This window comes from Sphingobacterium sp. E70 (genome assembly GCF_019285695.1).
In the GTDB taxonomy this organism is placed as follows: domain Bacteria; phylum Bacteroidota; class Bacteroidia; order Sphingobacteriales; family Sphingobacteriaceae; genus Sphingobacterium; species Sphingobacterium detergens.
Genome location: NZ_CP079104.1, coordinates 4,181,368 through 4,198,240 on the forward strand (window position 1 = coordinate 4,181,368; position 16,873 = coordinate 4,198,240).

Annotated in this window: 26 protein-coding genes; 23 read left to right on the forward strand and 3 right to left on the reverse strand. The window is 42.0% G+C overall.

The features are described 5' to 3' along the window. Window positions 1-147 precede the first annotated feature (147 nt). From KUH03_RS29390 to KUH03_RS29495, 22 genes are all read left to right on the forward strand, one after another. Window positions 148-699 (forward strand): acyltransferase, encoded by a 552-nt coding sequence (locus KUH03_RS29390; protein WP_257087929.1) that lies wholly within the window; start codon window positions 148-150, stop codon window positions 697-699. 100 nt (window positions 700-799) lie between these two features. Continuing rightward, the gene (locus KUH03_RS29395) at window positions 800-1,129 is read left to right on the forward strand and encodes an acyltransferase (RefSeq protein WP_257087930.1); all 330 of its coding nucleotides are present in this window, start codon (window positions 800-802) and stop codon (window positions 1,127-1,129) included. A 151-nt stretch (window positions 1,130-1,280) separates the two neighbouring features. Next, window positions 1,281-1,463 carry a twin-arginine translocation signal domain-containing protein gene (locus tag KUH03_RS29400; RefSeq protein ID WP_257087931.1) on the forward strand — a complete coding sequence of 61 codons (183 nt, stop codon included), beginning with the start codon at window positions 1,281-1,283 and terminating at the stop codon, window positions 1,461-1,463. Next, a complete protein-coding gene (locus tag KUH03_RS29405; RefSeq protein WP_257087932.1) occupies window positions 1,436-1,870 on the forward strand; it encodes a hypothetical protein in 435 nt (144 codons plus the stop codon). Before KUH03_RS29400 ends, KUH03_RS29405 begins: the two co-directional genes overlap by 28 nt. Beyond that, window positions 1,867-2,061: an NIPSNAP family protein gene (locus KUH03_RS29410; protein ID WP_257087933.1), complete on the forward strand. Its 195-nt coding sequence runs from the start codon at window positions 1,867-1,869 to the stop codon at window positions 2,059-2,061. Before KUH03_RS29405 ends, KUH03_RS29410 begins: the two co-directional genes overlap by 4 nt. Window positions 2,062-2,347: 286 nt before the next feature. Beyond that, window positions 2,348-3,217 (forward strand): sensor histidine kinase, encoded by an 870-nt coding sequence (locus KUH03_RS29415; RefSeq protein ID WP_257087934.1) that lies wholly within the window; start codon window positions 2,348-2,350, stop codon window positions 3,215-3,217. Continuing rightward, window positions 3,214-3,501, forward strand: a complete 288-nt coding sequence (locus KUH03_RS29420) for a LytTR family DNA-binding domain-containing protein (RefSeq protein ID WP_257087935.1) — start codon at window positions 3,214-3,216, stop codon at window positions 3,499-3,501. The genes KUH03_RS29415 and KUH03_RS29420 overlap by 4 nt, the downstream gene beginning before the upstream one ends. Then, window positions 3,446-3,943, forward strand: coding sequence for a LytTR family DNA-binding domain-containing protein (locus KUH03_RS29425; protein WP_257087936.1), 498 nt, complete (start codon window positions 3,446-3,448; stop codon window positions 3,941-3,943). The genes KUH03_RS29420 and KUH03_RS29425 overlap by 56 nt, the downstream gene beginning before the upstream one ends. Window positions 3,944-4,074: 131 nt before the next feature. Continuing rightward, on the forward strand, window positions 4,075-5,172 hold the full coding sequence (locus tag KUH03_RS29430) for a glycoside hydrolase family 105 protein (protein ID WP_257087937.1): 1,098 nt from the start codon (window positions 4,075-4,077) through the stop codon (window positions 5,170-5,172). Between the two features lie 6 nt (window positions 5,173-5,178). Further along, window positions 5,179-5,619, forward strand: a complete 441-nt coding sequence (locus KUH03_RS29435) for a hypothetical protein (protein WP_257087938.1) — start codon at window positions 5,179-5,181, stop codon at window positions 5,617-5,619. Next, window positions 5,571-7,304, forward strand: coding sequence for a TIM-barrel domain-containing protein (locus KUH03_RS29440; RefSeq protein WP_257087939.1), 1,734 nt, complete (start codon window positions 5,571-5,573; stop codon window positions 7,302-7,304). Before KUH03_RS29435 ends, KUH03_RS29440 begins: the two co-directional genes overlap by 49 nt. 409 nt (window positions 7,305-7,713) lie before the next feature. Next, a complete protein-coding gene (locus tag KUH03_RS29445; protein ID WP_257087940.1) occupies window positions 7,714-7,923 on the forward strand; it encodes a carboxypeptidase-like regulatory domain-containing protein in 210 nt (69 codons plus the stop codon). Window positions 7,924-8,142: 219 nt separating this feature from the next. Then, entirely contained in the window at window positions 8,143-8,748 is a 606-nt protein-coding gene (locus KUH03_RS29450) for a TonB-dependent receptor plug domain-containing protein (RefSeq protein ID WP_257087941.1), read from the forward strand. Beyond that, window positions 8,724-9,380, forward strand: coding sequence for a TonB-dependent receptor (locus KUH03_RS29455; protein WP_257087942.1), 657 nt, complete (start codon window positions 8,724-8,726; stop codon window positions 9,378-9,380). The genes KUH03_RS29450 and KUH03_RS29455 overlap by 25 nt, the downstream gene beginning before the upstream one ends. Next, the gene (locus KUH03_RS29460; RefSeq protein ID WP_257087943.1) at window positions 9,377-9,520 is read left to right on the forward strand and encodes a hypothetical protein; all 144 of its coding nucleotides are present in this window, start codon (window positions 9,377-9,379) and stop codon (window positions 9,518-9,520) included. The genes KUH03_RS29455 and KUH03_RS29460 overlap by 4 nt, the downstream gene beginning before the upstream one ends. Beyond that, window positions 9,517-9,969, forward strand: a complete 453-nt coding sequence (locus KUH03_RS29465; RefSeq protein WP_257087944.1) for a TonB-dependent receptor domain-containing protein — start codon at window positions 9,517-9,519, stop codon at window positions 9,967-9,969. Before KUH03_RS29460 ends, KUH03_RS29465 begins: the two co-directional genes overlap by 4 nt. Further along, window positions 9,966-10,133: a hypothetical protein gene (locus tag KUH03_RS29470; RefSeq protein WP_257087945.1), complete on the forward strand. Its 168-nt coding sequence runs from the start codon at window positions 9,966-9,968 to the stop codon at window positions 10,131-10,133. Before KUH03_RS29465 ends, KUH03_RS29470 begins: the two co-directional genes overlap by 4 nt. Window positions 10,134-10,191: 58 nt before the next feature. After that, window positions 10,192-10,674, forward strand: coding sequence for a hypothetical protein (locus KUH03_RS29475; protein WP_257087946.1), 483 nt, complete (start codon window positions 10,192-10,194; stop codon window positions 10,672-10,674). Window positions 10,675-10,730: 56 nt separating this feature from the next. Then, entirely contained in the window at window positions 10,731-12,230 is a 1,500-nt protein-coding gene (locus KUH03_RS29480; RefSeq protein WP_257087947.1) for a RagB/SusD family nutrient uptake outer membrane protein, read from the forward strand. A gap of 106 nt (window positions 12,231-12,336) precedes the next feature. Further along, window positions 12,337-12,975, forward strand: a complete 639-nt coding sequence (locus KUH03_RS29485; protein ID WP_257087948.1) for a hypothetical protein — start codon at window positions 12,337-12,339, stop codon at window positions 12,973-12,975. A 114-nt stretch (window positions 12,976-13,089) separates the two neighbouring features. Then, the gene (locus KUH03_RS29490) at window positions 13,090-14,196 is read left to right on the forward strand and encodes a polysaccharide lyase 6 family protein (RefSeq protein ID WP_257087949.1); all 1,107 of its coding nucleotides are present in this window, start codon (window positions 13,090-13,092) and stop codon (window positions 14,194-14,196) included. Next, the gene (locus tag KUH03_RS29495; protein ID WP_257087950.1) at window positions 14,163-14,504 is read left to right on the forward strand and encodes a hypothetical protein; all 342 of its coding nucleotides are present in this window, start codon (window positions 14,163-14,165) and stop codon (window positions 14,502-14,504) included. The genes KUH03_RS29490 and KUH03_RS29495 overlap by 34 nt, the downstream gene beginning before the upstream one ends. Before the next feature lie 89 nt (window positions 14,505-14,593). On the opposite strand, the gene KUH03_RS49315 is transcribed toward KUH03_RS29495, so the two are convergent. The 3 genes from KUH03_RS49315 to KUH03_RS29510 are packed head-to-tail and all read right to left on the reverse strand — an operon-like array spanning window position 14,594 to window position 15,824. Further along, the gene (locus KUH03_RS49315; RefSeq protein WP_373564851.1) at window positions 14,594-14,830 is read right to left on the reverse strand and encodes a DKNYY domain-containing protein; all 237 of its coding nucleotides are present in this window, start codon (window positions 14,828-14,830) and stop codon (window positions 14,594-14,596) included. After that, the gene (locus tag KUH03_RS29505; RefSeq protein WP_257087952.1) at window positions 14,773-15,642 is read right to left on the reverse strand and encodes a DKNYY domain-containing protein; all 870 of its coding nucleotides are present in this window, start codon (window positions 15,640-15,642) and stop codon (window positions 14,773-14,775) included. Before KUH03_RS29505 ends, KUH03_RS49315 begins: the two co-directional genes overlap by 58 nt. Then, window positions 15,639-15,824: a hypothetical protein gene (locus KUH03_RS29510; RefSeq protein ID WP_257087953.1), complete on the reverse strand. Its 186-nt coding sequence runs from the start codon at window positions 15,822-15,824 to the stop codon at window positions 15,639-15,641. Before KUH03_RS29510 ends, KUH03_RS29505 begins: the two co-directional genes overlap by 4 nt. 642 nt (window positions 15,825-16,466) lie before the next feature. Here KUH03_RS29510 and KUH03_RS29515 point away from each other — a divergent pair. Beyond that, entirely contained in the window at window positions 16,467-16,772 is a 306-nt protein-coding gene (locus KUH03_RS29515) for a hypothetical protein (protein ID WP_120259046.1), read from the forward strand. The last annotated feature ends 101 nt before the right edge of the window (window positions 16,773-16,873 follow it).

Here is a 16,873-nt window from a genome sequence, read left to right on the forward strand (position 1 = left end):
CCGTCCAACGTTATTACCGCCCTGAATTAGATGTATTACGCTTTATTGCTTTCCTCTGTGTCTTTTTTGTACACCGCATGGATCTTGCTCCCTTTGATCCTGTTAAACAATACTGGCTCTATAACATTAATTTGGTAGGTAACTTCGGTGTTCCGGTCTTTTTTACTAAGCGCATTCTTGATTACGGAATTACTGACCCGAGAGCAGGAGCAGACTGGTCGGGTGCATCCAAAAGCTTTTTATATCCGACGTATACTGCGTATCTGGCCACTTTATTTTGTGGTATTCTTTGGTTGGGTATTGTTGACCCCATTTTTTTTTCCTGCGTTTGCGCTACCGCCACTGGCCTGGTGTTCTTTTAGTCTATTTGCAGGCAATATATACATCAATACGCATGGATGGTTGCCAGCTTATCCGCTCAATCCACTATGGAGTATATCTGTAGAAGAACAGTTTTATATCTTGATTCCCTTGTTGGCTGCCTATGGTGGTCGTCGTGGTCTGAAAATGGCAGCCTATCTGTTCCTCGCGCTGGCCTATATTTTTCTTATTTATTATGGGCTACACCCGACCAAAGAGTTTAACAGTGCCTGGACCAATAGTTTTGTGCAGTTTCAGTTTTTGCCGTTGGCATATTACTGTCGTTATATTTCAAAGGTTGGATGCCTCAATGGTCGCTGGTCACACGTTTTCTGCTGATTGTCGCGACTCTGGGATGTTGGTTGCTGGCTTCTATTGCCTGTGGAATACATGCTGATGCCCCCATCTTTCGAATGTGCCACAAACTGTAATTGGTTGGATGCTGATATTGCTTGGTAGCGTATTATTGTTTCTCAGTTTATTGGGGATGCCCGAACGCTATTTACCCAAACCTATGATCTATCTTGGCCGTATTTCCTATGGCCTCTATGTATTTCATATCTCTTTTTATTGGCTGATCTATAAAACATTTGCAACAGAACTGACAACTTTAAGCCAGTCTCTGGGGCTAGAAGAATGGCGGAATACGCTTGGCTTTGTGATCGCTTTTATCGCCACGGTACTGCTGTCTATGTTGTCCTATCATTTTTTTGAAAAACCATTTTTGAGACTGAAAAAGCGCTTTACCCTCGTTCCCTCTAGAGATTAATACGAACATTTTTAAGAAGCAAAGAAAATGCAATCCATGTTAGGAGTATAAATACAGGTAAATCATTTAAAATAAATATATTACAAAGAATAAATTAATTAACTTTAGAATATAACTTAGATGACTGTCAACCATTAAACTTAAATTAAATATGGAACGTAGAAAATTTCTCCAATCTTCACTGGCAATGACCGCCGGTATGGCTGTAGGTGTCGGCCCCGCGATGGCGGGGGAAGGGAATTCCACAAAAAGGAATTGTATGAATGGCGCGAATATGAAATACGCTTTGGAGGAGATATCGACCAATTGGAACAATATTTTAAATCCGCACTGATACCTGCGCTCAATAAATATGGCATAAAAACAGTAGGTGTTTTTAAAGAATGGAAGAGAACTGATCCGGCCAAACTTTACTTGCTGATTCCCTATACGTCCTTCGAAAGCTATACCACTGTAAACGCAAAAATACTTGCAGATACCGATTATATTAAAAATAGTGAAGTCTATACTAATTTACCTGTTGGCAAACAGGTATATAACCGATTTACCTCTTCCCTGATGTTGGCCTTCGAAGGCTGGCCTACGATGACTGTACCGGAAGGCAAGCCTCGGATCTTTGAATTAAGAAGCTATGAAGGTTATAGCGAAGGTGCTGTCAAAAGAAAAGTCAAAATGTTCCATGATGGGGAATTCCCGATTTTTGTACGGGCGAAATTAAAACCCGTGTTTTTGGGGAAGTGATTGCAGGCGATAAGTTGCCACGTATTACTTATTTGCTCACCTGTGATAATATGGATGAGCATGAAAAAGGGTGGAAAGCTTTTATAGCTGATCCCGAATGGAAACGGTTAATATCGGATGCCCAGTATGCAAATACAATATCGAAAATCAGTAACGCGTTTCTGGTACCCACGTCTTACTCGCAAGTGTAATAGAGGCAGGCCATTTTTAGCCGCTTGGACGGATTTTCAAGCGGCCTTATTGGCTATTTTGTTATTTTCATAAGAGATTAAAATAAATTTTCATCTTACTCATAAGATCACCGTAATATACCATGCGTATTCAAGCCTATCTGAACTGGTTTATAAACAAAAAATACACTTACTATTTTCTGTTTATTCTGATCCATATAGGTTTTATGCTGCTCAACAGGAAATTATATGCTGCGGATGACGACTGGGTGCCCTTTGTACCCATCTTTTTGTCCATTTTTGCCTAATGGTCGCCATTACTTTGGTCAATGGCTTTTTATTGTTTCCTTGGTTTGAACGGACAAAAAGAGGATTTGCTTATCTCACGGCCGTGCTCTTTTCTATTCTCGTTTACGTAACGATCATTGTGCTGACAGAATATTATCAGCTTATCGAAAAACTTCCTCACTTTGCAACTACGGACTATAAGCAACTGGCCTGGAGTTCCTTTTTGGATGCATTATGGTTTGTCGTGGTCTCCTGCATGATCTCTATTACACAAACACGTTATGAAAAAGACCAGCAATTGAAGAATTTTCAGATCGCACAGCTGGACTCCGAACTGAACTACCTGCGATCACAGATCAATCCCCACTTTTTGTTTAATGGTCTGAATACGGTTTATGGACTTATCGATAGACATAATGGTACCGCCCGAGATGCATTGGTGCAGTTTGCAGACCTATTGCGGTATGGATTATATGAAGCTAATGCAGATACTGTCGATCTGGCAAAAGAAATTTCTTACCTGAAAAGCTATATGGAAATTCAGCAGATGCGAAAAAATGAACTGTCAACCGTGGAACTTACAGTCGACGTAACGGATGAGGGAAAACGGATTGTACCCTTATTATTCTTACCTTTTGTAGAGAATGCATTTAAGTTTAGTGGATATACAAATGAAAAGGAAAGCTTTGTCAAGATTTTACTCCGGCAGAAAGAAAATAAGCTTTTATTTGAATGTGAAAACTCGTATGGGCCCAGCGTACAGGAAACTGGTGGTATTGGATTGGAAAATGTCAGACGACGTTTGCAACTATTGTATCCTGCCGCCCATACATTACAGATCGAAAATGATGCTGCAATCTGGTCTGTTAAATTAAATATTATGATATGAATAAATTGAGTTGTATTATCGCGGATGATGAACCCATTGCAAGAAAAATATTGCGTGAATTTATAGAGGATATTCATTTTCTACAATTGGTAGGTGAATTTGAAAACACCAATCAACTTGATCAATGGCTTCAACAAAATAAAGCAGATATTCTATTCCTAGATATTGAAATGCCTCAAAAACAGGAATTCAGTATTTACGGAAATCAACCTCAGACCTGTCGTTATATTGACTACGGCATACCCCGAATATGCATTGGATGGCTACGAACTGGATGTGCTTGACTATTTACTTAAGCCAATCGCCTTTAAACGATTTTTGAAAGCAGTGCTGAAAGCCAAAGAATACCTGGAATCGGGTCGGACAGAAGTACCAGCACCTTCATTTCTATTTGTTCGTTGTGAAAAGAAGATCGAAAAGATAGATTTTGGGGATATACTCTTTATAGAATCTGCCGGAAATTATGTTTTCATCCATCTCCCTGAAAAGAAAATAATGGCCTATTTGACATTAAAAAGCATTGCTGAGCAGCTGCCCGCAGAGGAATTTATTCGCATACATCAGTCTTTTCTCGTTGCGCTAGCTAAAATTGATCGTATTGAAAATAATATGATCTGGGTACATAATAGACAGCTCCCGATTGGTAGAAGTCATCGGGAACCGCTAGCACAGTGTATCGAACGCTATATCCTGAAAAGGGGAGTTAAATCTGTCGCAGCTTTCTAGTCAATATTTCCACCTAAATGGTCGAAAATTACCCCTCAAAAAAGTAGTTACTTAGCGATATTTGGTCTAATAACTAAATATAAACCCAGCTAATGATAACTATTGTGAGGTCAATACTCGCGGGTATTGCTGTGTCCTTGGCTCTATATGGTCAGGCACAAAACATAGATTTGAAAACCTGGCCCGAAAAGGCTAATCCCATAACCGTTGGGCGTTTGGTCGCACAGCGTTTTGTCGAAAGTCCACATAACAGCTTTAAACCACCAGCACCCCCAAGATCTATTACCTATCCCGAAGTATGTACCTGGTACGGGGCACTAAAGTTTGCCGACATCAGTAACGACAAGGTACTGCTTGAGCAACTTACCCAACGCTTTATGCCTCTTTTTGATACAGAGAAACATTTAGTCCCACGGCCTTGGCATGTGGATTTTGCGGTATTCGGAACCGTTCCCCTGGAACTTTATCAGCAGACACAAAACAAGACTTTTCGCGAAATGGGAATGCGCTTTGCCGATGCCCAATGGAGCATCCCCATTGATTCGCCCCAAACCGTGAAAAATGCCTACCAAAAGCTTCTGGATAAGGGACTCACCTGGCAGACACGTTATTGGATAGACGATATGTATATGATCACCATGGTGCAGTCCAAGGCATTTCAGGTGACCAGAGAGCGTAAATACATCGACCGGGCCGCCCATGAAATGCTGGTCTATCTCGATACCATTCAAAAGGAAAACGGTTTATTCTATCATGCCCCGGATGCACCCTTCTTTTGGGGAAGGGGGAATGGCTGGATGGCCGCAGGGATGAGTGAGCTGCTTTCTTCCTTACCCATCGATAACGCCAATAGACCTGCGATATTAGCCTCTTACAAAAAAATGATGGCCAGCCTCAAAAAGTATCAACGTAAAGATGGTCTGTGGGGCCAACTAATCGATAAACCTGAATCCTGGGTGGAGACTTCGGGTTCAGCCATGTTTACCTACGCACTTATTACTGGCGTGAGAAACGGCTGGCTTGATGCCAAAGAATATACACCCATCGCACGCAAAGCTTGGTTAGCTCTCGTTGACTATATCAACGAACAAGGGGATATCTCCAATGTTTGCGAAGGAACGAATAGAAAAGATGACTATCAATATTACCTGGATCGAAAACAAAAGACAGGTGACATGCATGGGCAGGCACCGATACTCTGGTGTGTAAATGCTTTGTTGAAAAAATAACTTATTATGCAGAAAATTCTGATTATCCTCTTGCTGCTGCTTTGTAGTCAGGCAAAAGCGCAACCTATTCAATGGAAAGAACAGTATCCCGGTGTATGGAAAGGTACCTTTGGTCAGCCCGAGAAATATACCTTGCTGAGTGCTGCCGATAGTAAACCGCGCGCTGCAATACTTGAACAGCTCCAATCAACTGATTTTCCATTTCCGAAAATGGAAGTTCATGCGGAACTGATAGATGGGAAAACCTATGTGCGGATGCCATTGACAAAAAATGAACAGATCTATGGTTTGGGCCTGAATTTTCAAACTGTTCACCAACGTGGCAAGATCCTTAATCTGCATGTCGACCACTATGGTGGCAAAGATAATGGCCGGACGCATGCTCCAGTCCCTTTTATGTGTCCTCCAAGGGTTATGGTGTACTTGTTAATTCTGCGCAGTATCTGACCTACTACGTGGGTACGGGTGTTCGTAAAGATGCTAAGGAACCGGCAGAACCCAAGGATCGTAATACCGATAAAAGCTGGAACTCGCGTCCTTATTCAGATGCGGTAGAGATTTATATCCCAGCTGCAGGTGTGGAAATTTATGTCTTTGCAGGTATCAATCCCTTGGACGCAATCAAACGATATAATTTATTCTGTGGTGGTGGTACATTGCCGCCACGATGGGGACTGGGATTTACACAGCGGGTACAGAAACTCTATACCGCCGAAGAGGTAATTCATGAAGCCGCCCAGTTTGAGGAACATGGTTTTCCACTTGATTTCATTGGGCTTGAGCCCGGATGGCAGTCGCGTGCCTATCCATGTACCTTTGAATGGGACAAAGGGCGTTTTCCGGATCCAGCTGTTTTGATTAAGAAATTGGCCACGAAGGGAATCCGTCTAAATCTTTGGACAAATCCTTATATCTCGCCAGAAGCTGGTATTAGTAAGGCGATCGAACCTTATACAGGTTCTCATACCGTCTGGAATGGGACAGTGCCTGATTTGAACCATCCCGAAGCTAAAAAAATCCTCGCTAAACAATTTATGGATGCCCAGCTCAACATTGGCGTCAGCGGTTATAAAATGGATGAGGTCGACGGCTATGATTATTATCTTTGGCCCGATATGGCCAAATTTCCATCGGGGATCAGTGGTATCCAGATGCGGCAAACCTATGGTGTACTTGCGCAGAAACTGACCGATAGTTTATATAGAAACCAGAATAAACGCACGTATGGATTGGTGCGCGCATCCAATGCCGGAGCCAATAATTTGCCTTATGTCATCTACAATGATTATTACAGTCATCAAGATTTTATTACGGCACTGGTCAATAGTGGATTTTGCGGTGTACTATGGACGCCGGAAGTACGGGGATCGAAGACAGGACAGGAGTGGCTACGTCGCTTTCAGTCCGTTGTCTTTTCGCCAATGGCCATGATCAATGCCTGGTCCAGTGGGACAAAGCCCTGGTCTTTTCCCGAAGTCGCTGATCAGGTGAAATATTATGCACAATTAAGGATGGAACTGATGCCGTACTTATATTCGGAATTTGCGAAGTATCATTTTGATGGCACGCCTCCATTTAGGGCGATGGTATTGGAAGAAGGTTTCCAAGGACAGGCCAAAGCTGTGGCGGACAATCAGGATCTGGAAACAAATCCTTACCTGGAAGCTGTGAATAGGGAAATAAAGGATCAGTATATGTGTGGTGAATATATACTGGTTGCGCCACTATTCGCTGGTGAGTCATCGCGAAAGGTGTTATTGCCAAAAGGTAATTGGTATGATTTCTATACCGGAAAATATGTGGGCAATGGAGCGGAGATCGTTGCCAATCCGGATATGGATCGCATACCGGTCTATGTCAAAGATGGTGGTATTATACCCATGATGGGCAGTCGTCTACACACGCCACTCCCCAATGAGAAAGTTGATTTGACCATCCGTCATTATGGGGAGAAGGAAGGGAGCTATCAGCTATATGATGATGACGGTGTAAGCTTTGATTACGAAAAAGGAAGTTATGTCTGGCGTCGGGTGTTGGTCAAAAAAGATGAAAAAGGAAGCTTGAGTGGAGAAATGTCAAGCCGCAACCAGGAAAACCCAATTCGTTTGGGCGGGTTCAATTTGAATTTATGACAAAATAGAAAAAACAAAATAGCTTATCCCTACTGGTTTAATAAGGTGATTTTTGGGATTAAATGACCATTTTTTACTGCTAAAAAGAACAGAATTTACACCATCTTACAGGAGGAAGTAAACGATATTTGGGTAATAACGAATTATAAACAAATAACCAAATAAGGGAATACAGATGAGTCTGTCATTAGCTTCGATCAATATGGAAGCTGAGACGAAATGTGGCCTTTATGGCCAGGATGCCTTAGTATAATAAATAACCAATTAATAAATATCTAACTTATGATGAAAAGTATCACAAAAATGGGGTGCTTTGTACTCTGCCTATTTTTAATAATGGGAAGTATGGGCTTACCGCTGTTTGCCCAACAAAATGTTCGGCTTTCCGGCAAAGTGAGTAATAGCAAAGGTGACGCATTACAGGGGTGAGCGTCCGGGTAAAAGGAAAGAGCCAGGAACAAGTACAGATGCTGCAGGCAAGTATCAGATTGAGGCTGCTCCGGCAAGTATACTCGTTTTTAGTCAAGTGGGGATGAAAGCCGAGGAGCGTACGGTCGGTGCTCAACGACAAATCGACGTACAGCTGGTTGAAAATGACAATGCCTTGATGAGATCGTAGTCACCGGCTATGGCGGTGTTGCAAAAAAACGAGATCTAACCGGGGCGATATCTTCTGTTAACGCAAAAAAATTCAGGAAAGACAACCCATTAATCTATTTGATGCCTTACAGGGACAAGCAGCCGGTGTACTGATCGTTAACGATGGCGGTGGTGCTCCTGGGGCAACAGGCTCCATACAGGTGCGGGGAACCTCAACTTTGAATGGGGTAATGGACCCTTGTATCTGGTCGATGGTGTTATCAATCCCGACGGTGCAAATATTAACCCTACGGATATCGAAAATATCGAAGTGCTAAAAGATGCTGCATCTGCCTCAATCTATGGATCGCGGGCGGCGAATGGTGTTATTTTGATTACAACCAAACGTGGAGCGGAAGGAAAACCTCTGATTAATGTAAATTATAACCATCTTTTTGGCCGTCTGGCACATTATATTCCTGTGAGTAATTCGGCTGAAGTACGTGAGTTTAGAAATATACAAGGACAAAATAGCAATATAGACTCGCTAAATCCAAGCTTTAATGCTGATAATGATCTTCAAAAATTGCTTCTCGGCAATCTTGCACAAAAGAAAGAGATCAAGTTAAGTATAGGTGGTGGCCAAAAAAACCTTCGGTATTACAGCAGTTTAAATTATTTGGATGATAAGTCCATTATACTGAATAGCTATGCAAAGCGTTTACAGTCGCGGATCAATGTGGAGTACCAAGCTTCATCGAAACTGAGATACTCAAACAATATCTCCTTCGCCTGGCAAAAGGCAACACCATTCCTATTGCCAATACGGTACGCGTCGTTATGGATAGGCCGGCATATTCATTAATCTATTATCCTGACGGATCATTAACGAGTTATGTTGGATCCAAACGAAATCCCATCGCCAATGCATTGTATGAGCAAAATATTGACGAAACCTATTCTGGTCAATTCAATAACCAATTGGACTATCAGTTGAGGAATGATCTGAAACTGACGACTTTGTTTAATGCAAGGTTGGATAACTTGCAAAATACAGGTTTTTCGCCTCGTTTTCTATCGGCCAATAAAGATCAGAACAGTGGATCGAATGAATTTACAAAGACTTTCTCCTGGGAATTTCAGGCATTTGCCAATTATAACAAAACATTCGCGCAGGACCATAACGTATATGCCCTGTTGGGATTTAGTGCCGATCGTAGACGTTTCGATCGTTTCCATTCCGAATATCTGAACAGTGTAAACGAAGAAGTCCTGGTCACATTCCCAGATTATCTGACCTCATCAAAGACCTATACATCCGCGACTGCAAATGCTACAGCCTCTTTATTCAGCAGAATTGGCTACAACTATAAAAGCCGTTACCTCCTGCAAGCTTCATACAGAAGAGATGGTTCCTCAAGATTTGGACCGAGTAACAAATGGGGAATTTTTTCTCGGGATCCGCTGCTTGGCGTTTTTCGGACGAAAATTTTATGAAATGGGCTAAACCGGCATTGCAGGATGCTAAACTCAGATATAGTTTTGGACAGCTTGGAAATGATAAAATAGGGGATTACGAATCTTATGCAAAGGTAGCATTTGGCGGAAACTACAATGGAGTGGGGGAGCTGCAATGACTCCGACATTAGGTAATTATTTGATCAAATGGGAGATGACTACACAGAATAATGTGGGCTTGGATCTTACATTTCTCAATGGAAAGTTGGGCTTTACCGCAGATTACTATGTGAAAACAACTACCGATCTGTTATATCCAAGGGAATTACCAAAAGAAACAGGATACACAAAACTTCAGGTGAATGTGGGATCAATCCGGACCCGCGGAATGGAGTTTGTTGTTAGTGCCCGACCAATCGTTCAATCAAATTTTAGCTGGGAAATCAATGGAAATATCTCCTTCGAACGGGGCAAGGTCGTGAAACTGGCCGACGGTATTCCTTTCTTTCCGGGGAATAAATGGTACCTCGAAGAAGGCGGACGCATCGGTAATTTTACGGATGGCGTAATATCGGTGTGTATGCTTGGGATGAGTCCAATGCCTATAACGACAATTGGGATAAATTGACACTTGTACTTGACGACCAAGGTAAGCCATTGTACCGTGACGGTAAACCTGTCTATACATCAGATGGTCAAAATTATGACGGTACGGTGCATCATATGTATGCCCCAGACGGTAAGTTGAAGGGGGAGATGCCGAGTGGCTCAACAATAAACGCGATAGCTTGATCAATGACGATGACCGCATGATTCTGGGAAATCCCACCCTGATTTCTACTTTGGTTTTATGCAAACATTTACCTACAAACGTTTTTCTTTAAATGTGCTTTTCAATGGCGCAATCGGTGGAGAAGTGTATAATGCTTTGTTACAACGCCAGAACTATCCTTCAAATACCGGGGCGGGGTCACCGGATATGGTATACAATGTATGGCGGAAACCGGGTGATGAGGCTAAGTATCCTTACTATCCTGAAAGAAATAACCGTGGAAACATGAAGACCAACCAAAACAGTCTGTACATCGAAGATGCTTCGTTTATCAGACTCGCCAGTGCACGTCTGGCCTATACGTTTAGTCCAAATTTGGTCAATAAATTGAAAATGAAGGGTCTTACAGCCTATATCTATGGAACAAATCTATTGACCTGGACGAACTACAATGGCTACGATCCTGAATTCAGCACAACGAATCCATTGACACCTGGTGAGGACGATGGCCGTTATCCAAGAAGGAGAGAGTTTGGTTTCGGTGTAAATGTTAATTTTTAGAAGATTTCAATTATGTACAAAATAAAAATTTTAGCAGCTTTATTTTTTTAGGCACCTTGGGTGGCTGTAAAAAATTCCTTGACGAAAAGCCACTTGCAGATGGAACATTGGGTCAGCATTATAAAAATATGTATGATGTGCAGGCCGCAATGGCGGGCATGTATAGTGCTTTTCAGCTTGAAATGGTCGGGAAAGAACAGTATACCGAGAAATATCTTTATTGGGGAGAATATCGGTCAGATAATTTCGATCGCTTTATTAGCTATACAAAGGACTATGTCGATGAAATTGTGTTGAACAGTATTACTCCTTCTAATGATTTTTCAGATTGGAGCGGCCTGTATACAACAATTGGGAGAGCGAATAATAACATCAAATATATTCCGCAGGCGGCTCAATTGGATAGTCGGATAACAATGGCAATGCAAAACGATTATTTAGCACAGAGTTATGCGCTTCGCGCCATGTCTTACTTTTATATTGTTCGTGTCTGGGGTGACGCACCGATCTGGTTGGAGCCCTACGAAGATGTGCAACAACCTGCTGGAAGGGCACGCGAACCGAAGGAGAAACTCATAAAAGATATAATTATTCCAGATCTGGAAAAAGCCTATTCGTTGATTACCAAAGATGCCAGAAGCCCGTTATGGACTATTGGTGAGGCTGGAATATGTGCGATTATGGCCGACGTGTATATGTGGCAGGGAGATCATGAAAATGCGATAAAGTGGATTGAAAAATTATTCGTAGCAAAGTCGCCGACCAATGTCAGTTATGCTGGTTTAAATGAAACCAATCTACAGGATGCAGCGACCTGGAAAACTATCTTTACAAATCCATCTTCCAGCAAAGAGACGATCTGGAGTATCCACTGGGATTATCTGAAAAATGGCTGTGCCTGCATGCAAACTTCCTGGACATCAAATAACAAACAGGTGATTGTGGATGAAGGGATCTGGACCAGCTGGTTTTTGCCGCAAACTACGAGTACACCAAGTCCGGATATTCGACCAAAACAGACGTTGGATGTTTATTTCGGTATGCCAAGCAATAAACGGGATCGATTTATTAAGTGGTATCCGACAGAAGCAAACCCAACCAAAGCGGATCCCTGGCCCGCAACAAATCAATTGCTTCCGGTCTATCTGACCATGTACCGTCTGAGTGACATTTATCTACTTTATGCTGAAGCCTTGAACGCAAGGGGCGACAGAGAAAGAGCCATTAAATATTTGAATTTTGTACGGAAACGTGCTCAACTTCCATTGTATGATCTGAGTGCACCTGAATTGGCAAGCCCCTATGCCCTGGAAACCGCAATCCTAAACGAGCGGCAGCTAGAGCTTTTCGGAGAAGGCAAAAGATGGTTCGACCTGGTACGAACGAATCGTGTTAAGGTTGTAATGGACCCTATTCTGAAACGTAGACAAGAGGATGCCGGAAACTTGGAAATGCCGGGATTCTTAGATCCTAAAAATAGAGCTTACTGGCCGCTGAGTAGAAATGTTTTGAACTCCAATAGTTTGTTGGTTCAAAATCCGGGGTATACAGATTAATGCGGGAATTTAGAAAAGGAAATCATGAAAAGAAATTTTGACATCAAGTGGATACAAGTTGGAGTGATACTCCTGACTTTACTGACAACTGGCTGTTCCTTTTGATATGGAATTGCAAGAAAATTACGATTACGAACATAAAACGTTGGACCCTAATATTGGCATTAGCGCGAAGAAGTTTTTAGAAAATCGTTCCTATGGAACCCCGAAAATCCAACAGATACTGCCTTCAAGTGGATGCGCATTGGTTTGGAATACGCGGGTATTGATCTTAACGAACTGGAAAAGGCAGATCGAACATTTATTTTTTTGCACAATGATGCCATTAAGATCTGGGATGCGAAGGCAAAAAGGTAACGGGTGGACTCTTTTTGAGTTTCCTATCGTAACAGGAGTGGATGGTACTGGAAAACCACTGACCAAACCTGCGACGAAATGGGAAAATTATAGCAGAGAAGATGTCCGGAATTATTTCCTTTACCTCATCTTGCAGGGCAAATATAACTTCGCTGATCTGAGCATCACCAATGTGAAGGTAAAAACCTTATTGCCGGCAAATACTGTCGCCAGTAAAGGATCGCTGCTGGGCTACTTGAATGAGGGGAAAGGTTTTGATCAGGGAGGAGCCATGTATTTGAAACTGGTGAACAACAACGATTTGGCTCCGATTCAGATTAATAATAAAACAACCAATAGATCGGGGGATATGGTGTTACGAATGGTGTGGTACATGTTTACGGAGTAAAGGGAAACACCACCGTCTATCCTTTTATTTCCTTACAATAAATTAAACACCTTAAATAAACTTAAATATGACCACAAAAAAACGGTATTTGCTTCACTCTCACTGTTATTAGTGATGGGGAGTAGCTGTGAAAAACCAGCTGCGGTAAAATTGCAACTAAATGGTATCGCCTGTGTGCAATGCCATACTATTCAATCGGCAGCCGATTTGCAGGCCTTAAGTCTACAGCCGGGCGACACGGTGATTATGAAATCGGGGCAATGGACAAATCAGGAATTGACATTTAGTGCGCAGGGAACAAGCCAGCAGCCTATTGTGTTACTCGCTGAACAGCCCGGAGCAGTGATCATGAAAGGTACTTCCTCCATCAGCATCACGGGTAAATGGCTCGTGGTTAATGGTCTTGTCTTCCAAAATGGATATACCTCCGGAAAAAATGTGGTCGATTTTACCTCTTCTTCATCAAATTGCCGGTTGACAAATACGGCTATTGTGGATTATAATCCGCCCGCAGCAACGACTGACTATAGGTGGGTATCCATTAATGGATCGAATCATCGTATTGATCATTGTTACCTTAAGGGGAAATTACATCAGGGGCCTACGATGGTGGTCTGGGGAACAAATAAAACGATGAAACACCGGATCGATCATAATTTCTTTGGGGAACGGGCAGAGCTACCGAATAACGGCGGTGAAACCATCCGTATCGGAACAAGTGACTGGTCTATGACCAGTGCATTCACGACGATTGAAGATAATATTTTTCAACGTTGCAACGGTGAAACTGAAATTATCTCGAACAAGATGGGGAGCGATACCATTCGCAATAACTTCTTCCACGAGAGCGAAGGGACGCTATGTTTGAGACATGGAAATGGTTCTGCTGTTTATGGGAACTATTTTGTCGGTAACGGCAATAGTGCAGCTGGTGGTATCCGGATCATCGGGGAGGATCATGTTGTCTACAACAATTACTTCCAAAATATGGCGGGAACAGGACAAAAAGCACCGGTGGCTGTCATGGATGGTGTACCTAATTCGCCGTTAAGTGGTTACTATCAAGTAAAACGTGTGAAGGTGGTGGCCAACACCATGATTAAATGTAAGCAATCATTCGATATCGGTTCGGGAAAAGGGGGAACAGTCGCACCTTGCCTCCAACAGATGGACATATCGCCAATAATGTGGTGTCGCAAGCTGCAAGTTCAACCATGCTGACCTTTACAGATCAACCCATTAATTTTACCTACCAGGGAAATATTGTATTTGATGTGCCGACGAGCCAACAGCTTCCAGCTGGTTTTACACGTCAAAATCCAAAATATACGTTGACAGCTGATGGAATCTATGAGCCGACCAGTACCAGTCCGGTGTTGGGTGCTTTTGTCGGTAATTATCCTTTTGCTGCAACAGCAGATGCTGGTGCTCCAAAATTGGACGCCCAGCATCGGGATTTACTGAAAGCACAAAATATCGGTCCGGGATTTATGACGGGACTGGGAAATAGCTTGGTCATCAATCCGTAAGGGTTCGTGTCGGAAGGACCCGGTTTGCCCTCATTTCTTTTTAAATAGAAAGAAATGAGGGTGTTTTTTAGGAGTCTGTTGGCTCCGGATTACTTTACTTTTTCACCGCGGTAGTATTGGTTCCACCTATCTTTGGCATAGCCTTTTTCAAGGTACTCAAATGAAGAAGCTGTCGCGTCTTCCACTTTCTGACCACGGTAGAAAACTTCCCAGCGATCTTTAGCATAACCGCCACCAAGAACGGTAAAGGAACTGGCAGTGGCATCGGTTATTTTGATCCCCTGATAATAAACTTCCCAGCGGTCTTTGGCATAACCATCAGTAATATATTCAAATGAAGAGGCTGTCGCTCCTGCAGTTTTTCACTTTTATAAAACACTTCCCAGTTATCCTTGGCATAACCGCCACCAAGTATCTTTACTGCGGCCCCGCCTTGTTGGCCATTCTTCTGACCTTTGTAGTAGCTGTTCCATCGGTCTTTAGCATAACCTTGCCCCAAATTTTCAAAACTGGAAGCATTTGCTTCCGCTATTTCTTTCGAAATAAAATGCCTTCCATGAATCTCTGGAATACCCATCCCTAAGACCTTGAAAGTGGAGGCTGATGCATTGGGGATTACCTGTCCGCTGTAAAAGACTTTCCAGGAATCCCTGTAATAACCATCTCCTACGAGTGTGAAGGTACTGGCTGATGCATCTTTGATTACTTGTCCTCTGTAAAAGACTTTCCAGGAATCTTTGGTATAATGATCACCTAGTATCTGAAACGAGGAAGCCGACGCCTCTTGCAATAACTCACCTCGAAAATATACTTTCCATGAATCCTTGGAATAGCCATTGCCTAACAATTTGAAAGAAGAAGCTGATGCATTGGAGATTACCTGACCGCTGTAAAAGACTTTCCATGAATCTTTGCTGTAATGATCACCTAATATCTGAAACGATGAAGCCGAGGCATATGGCATGGGTTCCCCTCGGAAGTATACTTTCCAGGCATCTTTAGTATAGCCACCTGTTAATACTTGAAATGAAGAAGCCGACGCATCCTTGATTATGTTGCCACGAAAATAAACTTTCCAAGCATCTTTAGCATAACCATCCTTGAGATATTTGAAAGTAGAAGCATTGGCATCCTTCACCTCTTGGCCTCTATAGAGGATCTGATTGCCGATTTTGATATAGCCACCCCCAGTTCCTGTGGGAGTAAAAAGAAGTGGTTTGGCTGATCCTTAACGATTGGATAGCCCAAGCTTACATTGGGAATAGTGACAGCTGTTATAGACAGTGTTAGCGCGAGAATTTTTAAAGTAGCCTTGATCATAAAATAAATCTTCTGTGTAAACTTAAAAGAAAATAATCGTATTTTTGTTATTTATTGATAAGACAAAAGAAAGTTGTTTAAGGTTTAATGGTGATTTTATTTTCTGTTAATTTTATACCGATTCTCTTTTTGTGAATCATTGACCTTTTATCAAAGTTGTACCGTTGCTAAAAACGGAAAAACTAGCCCTTCTAAAAAGATTGCCTCTTTTCTTTGCTTATTCTCTGCTTATTTATTGCTATTTCTTTGCTTATTTATTGGTGATTCTTTGGTTATTTATTACTTATTCTAGGCCGTTTCTTCGTTCTTTCTAGGGGCCTGGCTTGCCTCTGCTTTGCTATTTCTTTGGTATAATAGCAAAGAAATAGGATCAAAACGGTAAACAAAAAGTAAAGAAAATGCATACGAGGGGGTAGGTTGGTTCCTGTTATACCGATTCATGAATAAATCCTGAATTGAGTATACATGATAATTTTTATTCCGATATATATGACATATCCCAAAAGGACTAATTAAGAGTTGACAGATAATGTGACATCAAAGCGGACGGTTTTATGGAAGTACGGTCATATTTGTGTTAGGTCTGAGACGCGATAAGGGCAAGTATTTGGATAAGCAATATTTTTTTGTATATTGCTGGTTATGAGTTTTAAAGACAAATTAGAGAACTGGCGCACGTCAATCAATCGCGCCGGTAGTGGTGAGGAATTGTATATTTTGCTTTTGAACTACAAAAGGTTTATCAATAAAAATTGGATGGACGATTTTGGTGATCCGGGCAACTGGAAATCCGAACTAAATCAGGTCATCAGCAAAGTAAGAAAGAAAGTGGATGTGGCAGACATTCGAAATTGTGGGGATCTGTCGTCTTATCAGGACGATGCCCGACAGACTGCACATTCGCTCAATCATACCTTAAAATATCACCACTCATTGACAAAAGGGTAGGCTAGGCCTACCTTTTTTTTTGTGTAAAATTTTCTAAATAGATTCCCTAGCGGTATATAACCTCACTCTTTACGGTATATACCGCTTTATTTATATAACAA